The 15,200-nt window shown below is 65.8% G+C and carries 12 protein-coding genes and 1 tRNA gene; 8 read left to right on the top strand and 5 right to left on the bottom strand.

Going from position 1 to position 15,200, the window contains the following annotated elements; all coding sequences use genetic code 11:
- The first annotated feature begins 398 nt into the window (after positions 1-398).
- Positions 399-656, top strand: a complete 258-nt coding sequence (locus tag ACOEQ1_RS05125; RefSeq protein ID WP_419758137.1) for a hypothetical protein — start codon at positions 399-401, stop codon at positions 654-656.
- Between the two features lie 137 nt (positions 657-793).
- Here the strand turns inward: ACOEQ1_RS05125 and polA are convergent, their stop codons facing one another.
- Both polA and ACOEQ1_RS05115 read right to left on the bottom strand, forming a co-directional pair.
- The gene (polA, locus tag ACOEQ1_RS05120) at positions 794-3,634 is read right to left on the bottom strand and encodes a DNA polymerase I (protein ID WP_419758136.1); all 2,841 of its coding nucleotides are present in this window, start codon (positions 3,632-3,634) and stop codon (positions 794-796) included.
- A gap of 1 nt (position 3,635) precedes the next feature.
- Positions 3,636-3,932, bottom strand: coding sequence for a zinc-finger domain-containing protein (locus tag ACOEQ1_RS05115; protein ID WP_419758135.1), 297 nt, complete (start codon positions 3,930-3,932; stop codon positions 3,636-3,638).
- Positions 3,933-3,976: 44 nt separating this feature from the next.
- Between ACOEQ1_RS05115 and ACOEQ1_RS05110 the strand changes: the two genes are divergently transcribed.
- Positions 3,977-4,978 (top strand): alpha/beta fold hydrolase, encoded by a 1,002-nt coding sequence (locus tag ACOEQ1_RS05110; RefSeq protein ID WP_419758134.1) that lies wholly within the window; start codon positions 3,977-3,979, stop codon positions 4,976-4,978.
- Positions 4,979-4,999: 21 nt separating this feature from the next.
- Here the strand turns inward: ACOEQ1_RS05110 and ACOEQ1_RS05105 are convergent, their stop codons facing one another.
- Complete coding sequence (locus ACOEQ1_RS05105; RefSeq protein WP_419758133.1) at positions 5,000-6,817, bottom strand: methyl-accepting chemotaxis protein; 1,818 nt, start codon at positions 6,815-6,817, stop codon at positions 5,000-5,002.
- A gap of 371 nt (positions 6,818-7,188) precedes the next feature.
- Here ACOEQ1_RS05105 and ACOEQ1_RS05100 point away from each other — a divergent pair, with 371 nt between their 5' ends.
- Complete coding sequence (locus ACOEQ1_RS05100; protein WP_419758132.1) at positions 7,189-8,328, top strand: glycosyltransferase; 1,140 nt, start codon at positions 7,189-7,191, stop codon at positions 8,326-8,328.
- Here ACOEQ1_RS05100 and ACOEQ1_RS05095 read toward each other — a convergent pair.
- Positions 8,325-9,518 carry an NAD(P)-binding domain-containing protein gene (locus ACOEQ1_RS05095; RefSeq protein ID WP_419758131.1) on the bottom strand — a complete coding sequence of 398 codons (1,194 nt, stop codon included), beginning with the start codon at positions 9,516-9,518 and terminating at the stop codon, positions 8,325-8,327. The genes ACOEQ1_RS05100 and ACOEQ1_RS05095 overlap by 4 nt on opposite strands.
- 519 nt (positions 9,519-10,037) lie before the next feature.
- Between ACOEQ1_RS05095 and ACOEQ1_RS05090 the strand changes: the two genes are divergently transcribed.
- The 5 genes from ACOEQ1_RS05090 (at position 10,038) to ACOEQ1_RS05070 (ending at position 13,855) form a co-directional block, all read left to right on the top strand.
- Positions 10,038-10,982: an ATP-grasp domain-containing protein gene (locus ACOEQ1_RS05090; RefSeq protein WP_419758130.1), complete on the top strand. Its 945-nt coding sequence runs from the start codon at positions 10,038-10,040 to the stop codon at positions 10,980-10,982.
- Positions 10,983-11,029: 47 nt separating this feature from the next.
- Positions 11,030-11,106, top strand: a tRNA-Arg gene (locus tag ACOEQ1_RS05085).
- A gap of 44 nt (positions 11,107-11,150) precedes the next feature.
- A complete protein-coding gene (locus ACOEQ1_RS05080) occupies positions 11,151-12,464 on the top strand; it encodes an AmpG family muropeptide MFS transporter (RefSeq protein ID WP_419758129.1) in 1,314 nt (437 codons plus the stop codon).
- Positions 12,465-12,469: 5 nt separating this feature from the next.
- Positions 12,470-13,180, top strand: a complete 711-nt coding sequence (locus tag ACOEQ1_RS05075; RefSeq protein ID WP_419758128.1) for a CoA transferase subunit A — start codon at positions 12,470-12,472, stop codon at positions 13,178-13,180.
- 24 nt (positions 13,181-13,204) lie between these two features.
- On the top strand, positions 13,205-13,855 hold the full coding sequence (locus tag ACOEQ1_RS05070; protein ID WP_419758127.1) for a CoA transferase subunit B: 651 nt from the start codon (positions 13,205-13,207) through the stop codon (positions 13,853-13,855).
- Positions 13,856-13,907: 52 nt separating this feature from the next.
- Here ACOEQ1_RS05070 and ACOEQ1_RS05065 read toward each other — a convergent pair whose 3' ends face one another.
- Entirely contained in the window at positions 13,908-15,137 is a 1,230-nt protein-coding gene (locus ACOEQ1_RS05065; protein WP_419758126.1) for an MFS transporter, read from the bottom strand.
- Between the last annotated feature and the right edge of the window lie 63 nt (positions 15,138-15,200).

Raw genomic sequence — 15,200 nt, 5'->3', positions numbered from 1 at the left:
CTGGAACACGGGGAAAGCGAGGAGCGACATGCCGTTACAGACGCCACACGGAGGGACGGGTAACTCAGCCATGTTTATTTCCGACAGTGCACGAATCTTAGCCGCGAGCGCTATCTGAGAGTTCCAGTTGTCCATGAAGAGCATGTGATCGTGGGATCGGGGTTCCTGTGAAATTTACCACACGTCACAATATAGTCCACTCGGTTTTGGTAGGGAGTGCAAACTCAAGCTTTGGGCAGCCTCACCGTCCCGACATCCGTGCATGTGAAATCAAGTTCGACGAACTCACGCTCGTGATACTACTGACCTCTGGAATGTTTCCCTCTCATTTGGAAGGGACGTTCTCTTACTGCCCCACTTTCCGTCCAGAAGGATTTCATGACCTAAGGGCGAGGTGGATGATGGAGGAGCTCATGAAAGGTGTGAGCCCCGGGCAGTGCTGCGATGAATTCTGGCTTGCCGCCAACCTGCTCCTAGGAGCCTTCTTGAAAAAGCGCGTTGATCAAGACTCTGCACAGATGGCGCCCCAGTTTCGAGATCATCTGATCACCCTCCATCGTCGGTTTGCGGCCGAGGTTCGGGAATACGCACCGAAAGTCCGTGAAGGGTTTGTGGAGCTCCACACAGATGAGAACTTCTGGTCGTTTGCTGAATGAACAGTCGCTAGCGTAACCAGATAAAATGCCATGTAGAATGCTGCTAGGCGAAATGATCAACTGGTGCATCCTGCATAAGTAGCGAAACCAAGACGACTTCCAATAATCTTCGCCCGCGCTGTAATTGCCACCCGAGCCTAATGAGCCTGACCCCAGTTGAGGCCGGTCCCAGTCTCGACCACCAGCGGCACACTCAGTACCGCCGCCTGTTGCATCACATCCTGAACGACCGCCGCCGTTGCCTGCGCCTCGGCGTCCGGCGCCTCGAACAGAAGTTCGTCGTGCACCTGCAGCAACAAACGCGCCGACAGCCGCGCGTCCGCCAGCGCCTTGGGCAGCTTCACCATCGCCCGCTTGATGATGTCGGCAGCGCCACCCTGCAATGGCGCGTTGATCGCCTGCCGCTCGGCATAGCTGCGACGAGGACCGTTCTTCTCGGCAATGCCGGGAATCCAGCACCGGCGCCCGAACGGTGTCAGCACAAATCCCGCAGCCCGCGCCTCCTCCTTCGTCCGCTCCATGTAGTGGCGGATGCCAGGGTAGCGCTCGAAATAGGCGTCGATATAGCGCTTCGCCTGCCCCGCCTCGATCTGCAACTGCCGCGCGAGACCGAAGGCGCTGATGCCGTAGATGATGCCGAAGTTGATCGCCTTCGCGCGACGCCGCGTGAGCGGGTCCATGCCCGCCATCGGCACGCCGAAAACCTCGGAGGCGGTGCGCGCGTGGATGTCCTCGCCGTTCTTGAAACTCTCGCGCAGCACGGGAAGATCGGCGACATGGGCGAGCAGCCGCAGCTCGATCTGCGAGTAGTCGGCGCTGATCAGCACATGGCCCGGCTCGGCCACGAAAGCGCGGCGGATACGGCCGCCCTCCTCCGTGCGGATGGGAATGTTCTGCAAATTGGGATCGACCGACGACAGCCGCCCCGTCGTCGTCGCCGCCATCGCGAACCGCGTATGCACCCGTTTCGTGTCGGGATCTATCTCCGCGATGAGCGCGTCGGTGTAGGTGGATTTGAGCTTGGAGAGCTGCCGCCATTGCAGCAGCCGCTCGGGAAGTTCGTGGCCCTGCTCGGCGAGGTCCTGCAGCACGGCGGCATCCGTGCTCCAGGCGCCGGTCTTGTTGCGGCGTCCACCGGGCAGGCTCATCTCGTCGAACAGCACCTCGCCCAGCTGCTTCGGGCTGCCGAGGTTGAAGGACCGGCCCGCGAGCTTGTGGATCAGAGTTTCGCCCACCGCCATCCGCTCGGCGAAGTCGGCAGAGAGACGACGCAACTCGTCCGCATCGATGCGGATGCCGGCCTGCTCCATCGCCAGGATGATGGGCACCAGCCGCCGCTCCATCTGCTCGTAGAGGGAGAGCGACTTGGTCGTGCGAAGCCGGGGCCGCAGCACGTGCCAGAGCCGCAGGGTGACATCCGCCTCCTCCGCCGCATAGGCGGTGGCGCGCTCGAGCGACACGCCGGCGAAGGTCACACGCGCGCGGCCGGTGCCGGTCGCGGCGTCCAGCCCCATCATCTTTTGCCCAAGATGAAGCTCAGCCAGCTCGCCCAGGTCATGGCCGTTGCGTCCGGCATCCTGCGCGTAGGAAATGAGCATGGTGTCGTCGAGGGGCCATGTTCCAGCGGGCGCGCCGGCCCGCTCCAGCACGGCGAGGCCGAACTTCGCGTCGTGCAGCACCTTGAGCACCGAGCGATCCGCGAGCACGGGCGCCAGCGCAGCCATCGCCTCTTCGGGGTCGATCTGCGGCCCAACCAGAAGATCGTGCCGCAACGGCACGTAGGCGGCGCGCCCGGGAGCGATCGCCAGGGTGAAGCCGACGAGCGCGGCACGCACCGCCTCGACGCCGTCGGTCTCCACGCCGAGCGCGAGCATGCCGTCGAGGACGGCCTCCGCCAGGAAGGCGCGCAGGGCGTCGAGCGTAGTGATCGTCTCGTAGGGTCCGTAGCCGCTCGCGTCGGGGATAGCCCCCTCGGACGCGGCCGGATGCGGTGCGGGCGAGCCGAAGGGCGCGCTGCGGTCCCCGGCTTCGCTCGGCGGCCTCGCCGGCACCGAACGCGCCGCCGCATTCCCGGCCTCCATCCCGAGGCGGGTGGCGATGGAGCGGAAGCCTTGCGTCGCCAGCCAGGCCTGCAGCCGCTCCTGCTCCACCGGGCGCGCGACGAGCGCCTCGATCGGCTGCGGCAGCGGCACGGTGTCGCAAAGCAGAACGAGCTGACGGGAGAGACGCGCGGCCTCGGCATGCTCCACCAGCGCGTCGCGGCGCTTGGAGGGTTTCATCTCGTTCCGCGCGGCGGCGAGGATCGCTTCCAGCGAGCCATATTCGGCCATGAGCTGGGCCGCCGTCTTGGGCCCGATGCCGGGCACGCCCGGCACGTTGTCGACGCTGTCGCCGATCAGCGCCTGCACGTCGATGACCCGGTCCGGGGTGACGCCGAACTTCTCCATGACCTCGGCCGTCCCGATCGGCTTCTGCTTCATGGGGTCGAGCATCTCGACCCCATCGCCGATGAGCTGCATGAGGTCCTTGTCGGAGGAGACGATCGTGCAGCGCCCGCCCAGACCGCGCACGGCGGCGGCGTAAGAGGCGATGAGGTCGTCCGCCTCCCAATCCGCCAGTTCGATCGCGGGCACGCCGAAGGCGCCGGTGGCCTCGCGCACCAGCGCGAACTGCGGCACGAGGTCATCCGGCGGTGGCGGCCGGTGCGCCTTGTATTCGGCGTAGAGCCGGTTGCGGAAGGTGGTGCGGCCGGCGTCGAAGATGACGGCGAAGTGGGTGCCGACATGATCCTTCAGCAGGCGCGACAGCATGTTGGTGAAGCCATAGACGGCGTTCACCTGGGTGCCGTCCGGCCGGTTCATGGGCGGGATGGCGTGGTAGGCGCGGAAGATGAAGCCCGAGCCGTCGATCAGGATAAGGTGCAGTGGCTCGCCGGCAGCCGCGGTGTCCGCCGAGGCAGTTTCAACGTCCAGGTCCAAGTCAGTGCCCTTCGGCGACAGGGTTGCCCGTCAGCACATAGAGCCGCGAGCAGTACGGGCAGATCACCTGGCGGGCCTCGGTCCCGAGGGGCCCCTGCATGTGCAGATAGACCTTGGGATGGCCAAGCCGGCCGCCGCCGCCGTCACAGGTGACAACGCTCTCCCTGACCTGCAGCACCTCGATGGGCTTCATGAGAGCCTGGCTGGCCGTGGCGCGGGTCGTGACGAGCGGCTTCGCAACAGGCGGCGTCGTGACTAGCGGCGTCGTGACAAGTGGCTTCGTGTCAGCGGGGGTCATGTTTTCCTCTTTGGCGCAGGACGGCTCAATGATAGCCATGCGGCGTGCGCCGAACCATCCCCCTCGCCCTGCTGGCTTCCGCCCTCTGGCTGTCGGGATGCGTCGCCCCACCACGTCTGGGCTACGGCCCGCCGCCACCGCCGACCGTCACTGACGGAACCTTTACCATGACCGACGGCGCCCGGCTGCCCTACCGGGAATGGCTGCCGCCGGGCAACCCCTCGATCGTGGTGCTCGCCTTGCACGGGATCGACGACAGCCGGGATGCCTGGGAGCGCCCTGGACCCATCCTGGCGGCGCACGGCATCGCCGTCATCGCGCCGGACCAGCGAGGTTTCGGCGCCTCACCCGGCCGCGGCCACTGGCCCGGCATCGAGCGCCTGCTTCTGGATGCGCGGCAGATGGCGATCCTCACCCAGGAGCGCTACCCGACGGCGCACCTCTATCTGGCGGGCGAGAGCATGGGCGGCGCGGTGCTGCTGGCGCTGGCGGCGAGCAGTCTTGCACCGCCGGTCGACGGCTATGTGTTCAGTTCGCCCGCGGTGTGGGGCCGGCGCGAGATGAATGTTCTCCTCACCTCGACGCTTTGGCTAGCCGACAAGACCGTGCCCGGCATGACCTTCACCGGGCGCGGCGCCGGTGTGAAGCCGACCGACGACGAGGCGGCGCTGATACGCCTGTCGACCGATCCGTTGACGGTGACGGAGACGCGCGTGTCCGTGCTCAAGGGGCTCGTCGACCTCATGGACCTGGCTTTGGCGGCACCCGCGCACATCAAGGTGCCGGTGCTGTTCCTCTATGGCGGACATGATGAGCTGGTGCCGAAGCCTGCGATGGCGGCGGCGTGGCGCGCGGCGATGGCGAGCGGCGACGCCCGCGTGACCTATGCCTTCTACCCCAAGGGTTACCACCTGCTGGAGCGCGACCACGAGGGCCGGATGGTGACCGAAGACGTGGCGCATTGGCTTGCGGATCCGGGGGCGCCGTTGCCCTCTGGCGCCGACCGGCGCGCGCGGGCCTGGATCGCATCGCAACCCGCCGGTTAGCCTCCGACCTCCTCGCCGGCGTCAGTTCGTGAGTTCCGGCAAGGACCGGCTCGCGGCGGAACCGAGTTGGAACAGGCCCACCAGTTGCGCCAGTTCGTCTGCTTCACGGGCGAGGTTATGGCTGCCGGCCGTCGTTTCCTCGACCATCGCGGAATTCTGTTGCGTCATCTGGTCCATCCGATTGACGGCGGTGTTGACCTCAGCCAGGGCGCCTGCCTGTTCCCGCGCCGAGGCCGCGATCTCGCTCACGAGCAGGTTCAGCCGGTCGACCTGACGGACGATGCGCCCCAGCGCCTGACCGGTCTCATCCACCAGCTTCACCCCGCTTTCCACCTGCTGGTCCGAAGCTGACACAAGATCCTTGATGACTTTAGCGGCAGTCGTGGAACGTTGAGCCAGAGCGCGTACTTCCGTCGCGACGACCGCGAAGCCGCGGCCGGCGTCACCGGCACGCGCCGCCTCGATGCCCGCATTCAGGGCCAGAAGATTTGTCTGGAAGGCAATCTCGTCGATCAAGCCGATCACGTTGCCGATCTCTTTCGACGATTTCTCGATGCCACGCATGGCCGAAACGGTATCGCCGACGATGGCCCCGGAACTCTCCGCGTCGGCCTTGGATTCCGCGACGACCTTCCGGGCCTCATCGGCTCCTTCAGCGGTCTTGCCGACGGTGGCGGTGATCCTATCGAGAGCGGCGGCGGTCTGCTCCAGGCTTGCAGCCTGCTGTTCGGTCCGGCGCGCGAGATCATCCGAGGCCTGCGCGACCTCGCCGGCGGTCGAACTCACGGCCTGCGTGGTGGAACCGATCGACGTCATGGTGCGCTGGAGCTGTTCCAACGCCCCGTTGAAGTCATGGCGCAGCTTCTCGTAACTTTCGGAGAACGGCGCACGCAGGCGGAACACCAAGTCACCCCCGGCGAGCCTGCGCAAAGCATCATCCATCGTCTCCACGACGAAACCAAGTTGCCCCATCGACACGCCGGTCGCGGCTTCGGACTTGTCGCGTTCGATTTCGGCCGCGGCCCGCTCGGCGGCGAGCTCTTTCTCCGCGCGAAGTTGCGCCATCATTGCATCGCGAAAGACGGCGACCGACTTCGCCATGTCGCCGATTTCATCCGGACGGCTCTGGTAAGGCGGCTCGCGAGCGAATTCGCCCGTCGCGAGCTGTCTCATGTATTGGGTCATGCCGTCGATGGGCGTCACCGCCTTGCGGGAAATCCAGAAAACGCCGCCTGCGATGAGCAGCAGAACCACGGCGGCGTTCGCGTAAAGCAGGCGGGAGAAAAAGCGGATCTCGTGCTGCGCCATCGCCTGGTTGGCGTCGTCCAGGGCCGTGACCTTGTTGATGATGTCGATCACCAGGGCGCGGTGGGCGCGGAAGATCACGTCGAGGCTGGCCATCGACTGGCTAACCTGCGGCGCGTTGCCGGCGGCGATCGCGGGCAGCAGGTCATGTTCGAGTTCCTTCCAGAACTGCTGGACCCCGGCATCCGATGTCTCTTGCAGTTCTTTCTTCAGCTCCACCGGCAGATTGCTGTTCTGCCAGAAGCCGTGGCGATCGACGTATTGCTGGTGCAGGTCGGTCAGTGCAGCCCGGTACGTCGCAAGATCATGCGGATGCGCCGCCGCCAGATTGGCATCGAGATAGGCTTCCACCACATAAAGCGGAGGCGGCTCGATATCGCCCTCGATGCCCTGGCCGACGGCGATCTGGTTATAGATCGGGCCGGAGATTTCCACGCGCCCAAGCACGATGACGCTGAGCGCGACGATGACGAGCAGCCCGAGGCAGGCCGCCACGCCAAAAAGCTTCAGCGTCGAAGAGATGCTTAGATGCATGTTAACGGTCCATTAGGGCGCCGTCGAAGGTTATAGAGAAACCATTAACAATTTATATCGAGTCTTGATCTGAGCCTGGACGTGCGCTCTCGATCCCGTCGACGGTCCGGTATCTTAAAACCCGAGGCGTCTGGGAAACGGGCTCCCCCCGGTGAGGCAGTCCCGGCTCGCCGCAGCCCCCGTACTTCATGCGAGCCTCATTATGATTGTACGGAGGCATGACGATTTTATGCTTTATTCTCCAAAAGCGTCGGTTTATTGCCCTGCCAACGCGGGTTACTGGGAACATTCGCTACAACCATCAGGTCATGTGCAACTCTGAGCGGCTCAACTTAGACGTGACAGTCGAGCGACTGACGGTGTCGGTCGCTATGACAACGTTCAATGGCGCGACCTATCTCCGCGAGCAACTCGACAGTCTCCTCGCCCAACGCCGCCGGCCGGCCGAACTGGTTGTCGGCGACGACGGTTCGGAGGACGAAACCCTCTCCATCCTGGCGGAATTCGCCGGCAGAGCGCCATTTCCGGTAATTGTCCAAAGGAACCCACGCCGCCTCGGCTTCCGGGCCAACTTCATCGCCACAGCGCAACGCTGCCGGGGCGACCTCATTACCTTCTGCGATCAGGACGACGTCTGGCATCCCGACAATATCTCGAAAGTGGCGAAGTGCTTCGAGGAGCCCGACGTTCTGCTGACGTTCCACAACGCCCGCATCGTCGATGGTGCCCGCCGCTCGATTTCGCCCTTCTATGCCGATCCGCCCGCGCCGGCGCGGTCTCCGCGGCTGACCCTGCCGGCCTGGACAGCCGGCTACGGCTTCACGCAGACCATCCGGAGCAGCCTCCTGCCCGCGACCGCCCTGTGGCCCACGGTGCGGGACTATTTCCACCCGGACACGGAGATGGGGCACGGGGTCTTCTTCTTCCTGCTGGCGACTGGCCTCGGGACCGTCCGCTACCTCCATGAAGAGCTGGCGGAGTATCGGATTCACGGCCGCAACACGATGGGCACGGGTAAGCGCACAAGACCGAGCTTCCGCGAACGCTGGCAGTATCGCCTCGAGAACAGATCGGAGACCTACCGCCACCTGTCGCAGACCGCGCCGCTGAACGCCGGCCTGTTCGACGGCCTGTCCCGGCTCGAGACGTTCTCGCCTCTCCTCCGTCTTCGTGCGACGGAGGCGGCGGCGGCCTGGCAGTTGCTCGGGCCGGTCTATTCCAGTCGCGCGGAACTCTGCTCCGCGCATCCGCCCGCGCGGATGGCCGCTCTCGTCCGCCTCTGCAGACAGGGAGCCTACAGCGAGAAAAGCTTCTGGACCTTCGGGGCCAAGGGCTTGCTCAAGGACATCATGCTGGGGCTGCTGTTGGCCGAGGTGGTGAGGAAGCTCGGCCGGCGGCCTTCGGCTGCTGCCGACAGGACCTGCCGGCGAGGCCGTCGATCGGCCTCCTGGGACGGAGGCGGAGGCGCATTGCGGATCCCGAGCGAGGCCGCCTCCGCTGTCGTGAGCTAGCGGACGAGGTGCCGCGTCAGATGCCGGGAGGCGAACTTGGCGCCCCAGGCGAAACGCAGCAACGGCCCGAAGCTGTTCGCGGCAGACGGCCCGATGAAATACAGGCCCGGCACCGAGGACTCGAAGAACCGCGACAGCCTGGGCGTGTTCTGAACCCTCGAGATCTGCCGCCGGATCGGCTCATCCAGAAACTCAAGACGGTCGAGGTCGACCTTATACCCGGTTCCGGCTACGAGGTGATCCGCCTCCACTTCTTCCTGTCCGCCCGGCCCCGAGAACGTCACGAGCAATCGGTCGCCCCGAACCTCTGTCTTGCTGAGCGACCTCTCGACCTTGATCGGCACCTTGTCCTCGACCAGCGTCCGGCTGACCCACCCGGCCGAGGGTCCAAGATGCCCCTTGGTCACTTTCAGGCGGAACCGCTCCGGCATTTTATGGAAGACGGTCGGGAGGTCGGACGCCATGTACGAGCGCCAGCCAAGCCCGAGGCCGGAGCGCGGCTTCAGGAGCCTCGCATACGCCAGTTCGAGGCCCCGCTTGCGCTCGGGCGGATGGTTGAACCAGATTTTCGGACGCCGGGTGACCAACTCCACATCGGCACCGGCCTGGTGCAGAAGCCCGGCGGTGTCGACTGCCGAGGAGCCCGCTCCGAGGACGAAAACCTTGCGGCCGGCATACTCGCTCATTGGCAGTTGCTGCGACGTATGCGACACGAACCGCGAAGGAAGGTCCCGCAGCTCGGGCGGCAGGTATGCGTAGTGCGAAATCCCGACGGCAACGACGACCTTCCGCGCCCTCAGCAGGTCTCCATCATCGAGCCGGAGGAGAAAGCCGCCCCGGTCCTCGGTGATCTGCGCGATGTGCCGCGTATCGAGGTCCGGCAGCAGGCGCTGCTGGAAGTCCCGGCCATACGAGTAGAACAGCTCGACAGGAACGGGGATGCCCACGTCGGCATAGGGATGTCCGTTGCGCTTGCAGAACTCCTCCAGGCTGTGTTGCCGCTTCGGATCGAAAAGCGTCGATGCGAAACCTTCGGACTTGAGATGCATCCCCCGGGGCATATGATTCTGCCAGACCGCCATCGGGGAGCCGAAGATTTTGAAGTCGGCGCCAGCTCCGGCGACATGCGCGCCAAGCGAGAGGCCATACGGTCCCGCTCCCACGATCGCGAAATCTACAGTGGTTACCATTTTTCCCTAATCGGTCCTATTGCGCACTTAGACTTGTGGCCCACTTGCCCGATGCTCTTCACCGACCGAACTGGAGCCGGGTCCGCCGCTCCGACGATAACTTAGAAGATTGTCTGGTTCAGTATTGTGAGAGTGAAAGTCTTAATTGCTACGACAACATGGTGGCCATCTGCCGCATACCTCGGAATTGCATTCAGGCGCGCGGGGGCTAACGTATTCAGCCTCAGCCCGATCGGCAACCCGCTTAGCAAGCTAAAATTTATTCAAGGTCGGTCTACCTATTCCGCATATGACCCAGCCCGATCCCTGAGCCGGGCGATGGGCTCTTTCGAGCCTGACCTCATCATCCCTACGGATGATCGCGCCGTCGAACACATTCACGAACTGTACAAAAAGCTTCCCGCTGCCGCGGATGCGCGAGGGCAAGCCGTCAGACGTGTCATAGAACGTTCTCTGGGCTCGCCTTCCGGATATGGTTTAAGCGGAACGCGTCACGCATTTCTCGAGGAGATGCGCGGGGTGGGCGTTCTCGTCCCGGCCGGCGCGGAGATTTCGTCGGCCGATGATCTGGGTGCCTGGTGCGAGGCTCACGCGGCGCCGTGGGTTGTCAAGGCCGAGGGCAGCTGGGGCGGTTCGGGCGTTGCGGTCGCCGCCACCGTGCAAGATGCGATGGATGCCTACCGGGAGCTGTCCTCGCCGCTCCCGGTCCACAAGGCTGTGCGTTTCCGGCTTGTCGACCGTGACCCCTTCGCACTGGCGCGTTTCTTTCACAGGAAGAAGCGCAAGGTGATGGCTCAGGAGCACGTCCGCGGCCGCCAGGTGACCTGCATGGTCGCCGCCTGGCAGGGCCGCAGACTGGCGAGCCTCAACGCCGAAGTCATGTCGACGCAGGGGCACGTCGGCGCTTCGACCGTGTTGCGGCTGATCGACAACCCCATGATGGATCAAGTCGCTACCGTAACCGCCGAGCATCTCGGCCTGTCCGGTTTTTTCGGGCTCGATTTCATTATCGAGGACACCACCGGAAGATGCTTCCTGATCGAAATGAATCCGCGCGCGACGCAGCTGGGACATATCCGTTCGCACGGAGCGGACCTCGTGACGCGGCTGTATGAAGCGGCGAGCAATGAGCTGGGGCCGTTGCAGCCGTTGCCTGATCACGGCCCCGTCATTGCCCTGTTCCCACAGGCCCTGCGTTTTCTCGACAAGGACGTGGCCCTGGATCAGGTTCCGATCGACGTTCCCTGGGGCGAGCCCGACCTCGTCGAGGAACTTCTACGTCTCCCCTGGACCAAGAGGGGGATCGTCGCCCGGCTGGAGGCGTCGGTTCGCCGGAACGCCGCCTTCGGCTCGGCCATCGAGCCCCGCCGCATCGAGGAAATCCGCGCTGAACTGAGGCGTCATCAGGCTTGGCCGAACGACCTTCGCTCCGGTTTTACCGAGGCCGAGGCCCCCTTTTCATAAACTGCGGTTCCGGGTATTGGAGTGCCCGCGGCCCGGTGGGCAGCGATGGACCCGTAGCTCAGCTGGATAGAGCGTTGCCCTCCGAAGGCAAAGGCCGGACGTTCGAATCGTCTCGGGTCCGCCACCCCTTCATTGCCTCACTCCCACACGGCGTGACACGCTCGAGGCATGAGCGAATCCGCAACCGCCCCCGCCGAAGCACGCCCCACATTTGCCGCCATGCTAAGCGACCCCAGGCTCTGGCTCATGACCGGGTTCGGCTTCGCCTCCGGCCTGCCGCTTCCGCTCTCCGGCTTCACCCTTCGCCAATGGCTCGCGGAGGGGCATGTCGGCCTCGGGCTCATCGGCCTCACCGCCAATATCGGCCTCGCCTACTCGCTGAAATTCCTCTGGTCGCCGGCGTTCGACAATGCCGCTCCCGGCCCCCTCGCCCGCCTCGGACGCCGCCGCGGCTGGCTGCTTGCCGTGCAGCCGCTGCTCACCATCGCCTGCCTGCTCATGGTGCTCGCCAGCCCCGCCGCGCCGACGACGCTCATCGCCTTCGCAGCGATCCTCGCCTTCTGCTCGGCGAGTCAGGACACCATCATCGACGCCTGGCGCATCGAGACCTTCCCGCAGGCCATGCAGGGCACCGCGCTCGCCGGTTACATCTGGGGCTACCGCGCCGCCCTGTTGATCTCCGGCGCAGGAGCCATTGCGCTCGCGACCCCTTGGGGCTGGCACGGCGTGTTCGTGGCCATGGCCGCGCTCACCCTGATCGGGCCGATCGTCACCCTCCTCGCCCGCGAACCGGAGGCGACCGCCACCGTCGCGCACATGCTGGCGGAGCACGTCTCCTTCGCGACCCGTTTCGCCCGCTCCGTCATCGAGCCGCTGTCCGAGTTCGCCAGCCGCCGCGGCGCGCCGGTCATCCTCCTGTTCATCGTGCTCTTCCGCCTCGGCGAGGCGCTGGCAGGAACCATGCTGCCGCCCTTCTACCGCCACCTCGGCTTCGACCGCGCACAGGTCGCGATCGCCAACGGGCCGATATCGCTCGCCGCTGTGCTGATTGGTGCGGCGCTCGGCGGCTGGCTGGTGGCGCGCATCGGCACCGGCCGTGCTTTGCTCATCACCGGCTGCTTCCAGACGCTCTGCATGGGCATGTACGTGCTGCTGTCCTACTCGGCGGGCAGCCACCACATGCTGATGGCGACCGCAGTGGTGGAATCCTTCTCCGAAGGCCTCGCCGACGCTGCCTTCATCACCTACCTCTCGTCGCTCTGCTCCCGGGCCCACACGGCGACACAATACGCGCTGCTGTCGTCGATCGCGGCGCTGGCGCTGCGGACCGTCGCCGGCCTGTCGGGCTTCATGGCGGCGAGCCTCGGCTGGCACGCCTTCTACCTGGTCACGGCGCTGGCCACGCTTCCCTCCATCGCGGTGATGCTTTACCTCCTGAGGCATTACCCGCCGGAACGACGGTGGAGAGAGCAGGAGGTCTGAGACGCATGGCCGTTTCCAAGGTTCACGCCAATGCGACAGATGCCCTCGCCGGCCTGCTGCGCGACGGGATGCTCATCCTCTCAGGCGGCTTTGGCCTCTGCGGCATCCCGAGCGCCCTCATCGCCGCGATCCGCGAGAGCGGCGTCACCGGCCTCACCATCGTCTCCAACAATGCGGGCATCGACGGCGTCGGCCTCGGCGTGCTGCTGGAGAGCAAGCAGGTGAAGAAGATGGTGTCCTCCTATGTGGGCGAGAACAAGCTGTTCATGCAGCAGTTCCTGGCCGGCGAGCTGGAGATCGAGTTCAACCCGCAGGGCACGCTGGCCGAGCGCATCCGCGCGGGGGGCGCGGGCATCCCCGCCTTCTACACCCGCACCGGCTACGGAACGGCGGTCGCCGAGGGCAAGGAGACCCGCGAGTTCGACGGCCACCACTACGTCATGGAGCGCGGCATCGTCGGTGATCTCGCGATCGTCCACGCCTGGAAGGGCGACAGCGAGGGCAACCTGATCTACCGGAAGACAGCGCGGAACTTCAATCCGATGATGGCGACAGCCGCCCGCGCGACGGTCGCCGAGGTCGAGGAGTTGCACGAGCCCGGCAGCTTCGACCCCGACCACATCGTCACTCCCGGCATCTATGTGCAGCGGCTGGTGAAGCTGGACGCGGTCGACAAGCGGATCGAGCAACGAACGGTTCGCAAGCGCGCCGCCTGAAATCCAAACAGCAAGGGACCAGACATGCCCTGGACACGAGACGAGATGGCGGCCCGCGCCGCGCAGGAATTGCACGACGGATTCTACGTCAACCTCGGCATCGGCATCCCGACGCTGGTGGCGAACTTCATCCCGCCGGGCATGTCGATCATCCTCCACAGCGAAAACGGCATGCTCGGCATGGGCCCGTTTCCCTATGAGGGCGAGGAGGACGCCGACCTCATCAACGCCGGCAAGCAGACGGTGACCGAACTGCCGACGACCAGCTTCTTCGACAGCGCCGAGAGCTTCGCCATGATCCGCGGCGGGCACATCAACCTGTCCATCCTCGGTGCGCTGCAAGTGGCGGAGAACGGCGACCTCGCCAACTGGATGGTGCCGGGCAAGATGGTGAAGGGCATGGGCGGCGCGATGGACCTCGTCGCGGGCGTCAAGCGCGTCGTCGTGCTGATGGAGCATACCGCCAAGGGCGAGGCCAAGATCCTGCGCGAATGCACTCTGCCGCTGACCGGCAAGGGCGTGGTCGACCTCATCGTCACCGACCTCTGCGTCTTCGATGTCGCCCGCCCCGGCCTGACGCTGGTGGACCTCGCGCCCGGCGTGACGGTGGACGAGGTGCGCTCCAAGACCGAGGCGTCCTTCAAGGTGCACCAGAAACTCGCACAGGCCGCATAGACGCCCACATAGACGACCGCATAGACGACCGCATAGACGGGGCCGCGTAACCTCAGGCGCGGACGACCCGCACCGCCACCGCCAGAACCCCGCCGCACACCACGGCGGCGCAGGCGAGCGTCGCGATGGCCGCGAAGAGCCCGAACCGGTCGGCGATCAGCCCAAGCGTCAGCACCGGCAGAAGGTTGCCGAGGTAGCCCGCGACGTAGGTGAACGATACGATCGTCGCGCGCCCACGGGCGGGTGCGCTGCGGCTGCCGATGGCGGCGGCGCCCGAGAAGCCGCAGCCGTAGCCGGCCCCTGTCAGCAACGCGCCCAAGCAGAACAGGGCCGCCGAGCCGAGAGCCGCGGCCGCCGTGGCGAGCATGAGACCGAGCGCCATGAACGCGGCGCCCGCGACCAGCACCCGGCGCGGTTCCAGGTTGCGCCCGCCGAGTTGCGCGCAGCCCGCCACGATCTGGAAGACCGCCACGGTCAGCGCCGCCACGGCCGGATCGTGGATGCCCGCGAGCCGCCGCGCGAAGATGGCGCCGAGGGCCAGGAACGAGCCGCCCGCCATCCAGGCCGTGGCCATGCCGGCGCAGGATACGACGAACGGCAACCCCGCCTCCCGCAGCAGCGCCGCACCGCCCGGCGTCGTTTCGGGGGACGCGCCGGCGGGATGGAGCATGGCGGGCGCCACATCGCGCGGCGCCCAGGGGACAAGGCGCAACGCGACCAGCGTGACCGCTGCCGAAACGGCAAGAACCACGAACGGGCTGACGGTCGGCGCAAAATCCATTTCGAGCGCAGCCGCCGAGATGATGACCCCGCTCGTGATGCCCGCAGTCACGGCGACCGTGGCGACGATGGCCGCGCGCACCCGGTCCCGCAACGGGTCCAGTTCCACGAGCGCCGCGGTCGCCGGTCCCATGATGCACCCCGTTCCCATGCCGGCGAAGACACGGCCGATGAGGAGCATTGCCAGGCCATGCGCGAGCGCCATGATGACGGCGCCGGCGATGGTCGCGACGAGCGCCGCGAGCAGCAGAAGCCGGCGGTCGCCGATGCCGTCCGAGACGCGGCCGAGGACGAACAGCGCGAAGACGGTGCCGACGGAATAGGCGCCATAGATTGCGGTCAGCCAGACATGATCGAGGTGCAGGTGCGCCTGATAAAGGCCGTAGATCGGCGACGGCGCGCTGCTGCCGATCATCGCCATGGCCACGGCGACGACGACCACGCCGCGCGCGAGCAGGAATCGCGGCCTGCTTTCCTTCGTCATCGCAGCCGCCTCGGTCATCCGATCCAACTCCGCAACCTTCAACCAGGGCATTTTTCCGTGTTCTGAACAAAAGCGCCAGCC

Source organism: Acidisoma sp., assembly GCF_965199065.1.
In the GTDB taxonomy this organism is placed as follows: domain Bacteria; phylum Pseudomonadota; class Alphaproteobacteria; order Acetobacterales; family Acetobacteraceae; genus Acidisoma.
Note: the sequence above shows the minus strand (reverse complement) of the source record. Positions and strands in the feature narration are given on the sequence as shown.

Bases quoted from the DNA above. Each gene is read 5' to 3' on its own strand.
- ACOEQ1_RS05125 (WP_419758137.1), top strand. From the start codon at position 399: ATGATGGAGGAGCTCATGAAAGGTGTGAGCCCCGGGCAGTGCTGCGAT.
- ACOEQ1_RS05115 (WP_419758135.1), bottom strand. From the start codon at position 3,932: ATGACCCCCGCTGACACGAAGCCACTTGTCACGACGCCGCTAGTCACG.
- ACOEQ1_RS05105 (WP_419758133.1), bottom strand. From the start codon at position 6,817: ATGCATCTAAGCATCTCTTCGACGCTGAAGCTTTTTGGCGTGGCGGCC.
- ACOEQ1_RS05100 (WP_419758132.1), top strand. From the start codon at position 7,189: ATGACAACGTTCAATGGCGCGACCTATCTCCGCGAGCAACTCGACAGT.
- ACOEQ1_RS05095 (WP_419758131.1), bottom strand. From the start codon at position 9,518: ATGGTAACCACTGTAGATTTCGCGATCGTGGGAGCGGGACCGTATGGC.
- ACOEQ1_RS05080 (WP_419758129.1), top strand. From the start codon at position 11,151: ATGAGCGAATCCGCAACCGCCCCCGCCGAAGCACGCCCCACATTTGCC.
- ACOEQ1_RS05075 (WP_419758128.1), top strand. From the start codon at position 12,470: ATGGCCGTTTCCAAGGTTCACGCCAATGCGACAGATGCCCTCGCCGGC.
- ACOEQ1_RS05070 (WP_419758127.1), top strand. From the start codon at position 13,205: ATGCCCTGGACACGAGACGAGATGGCGGCCCGCGCCGCGCAGGAATTG.
- ACOEQ1_RS05065 (WP_419758126.1), bottom strand. From the start codon at position 15,137: ATGACCGAGGCGGCTGCGATGACGAAGGAAAGCAGGCCGCGATTCCTG.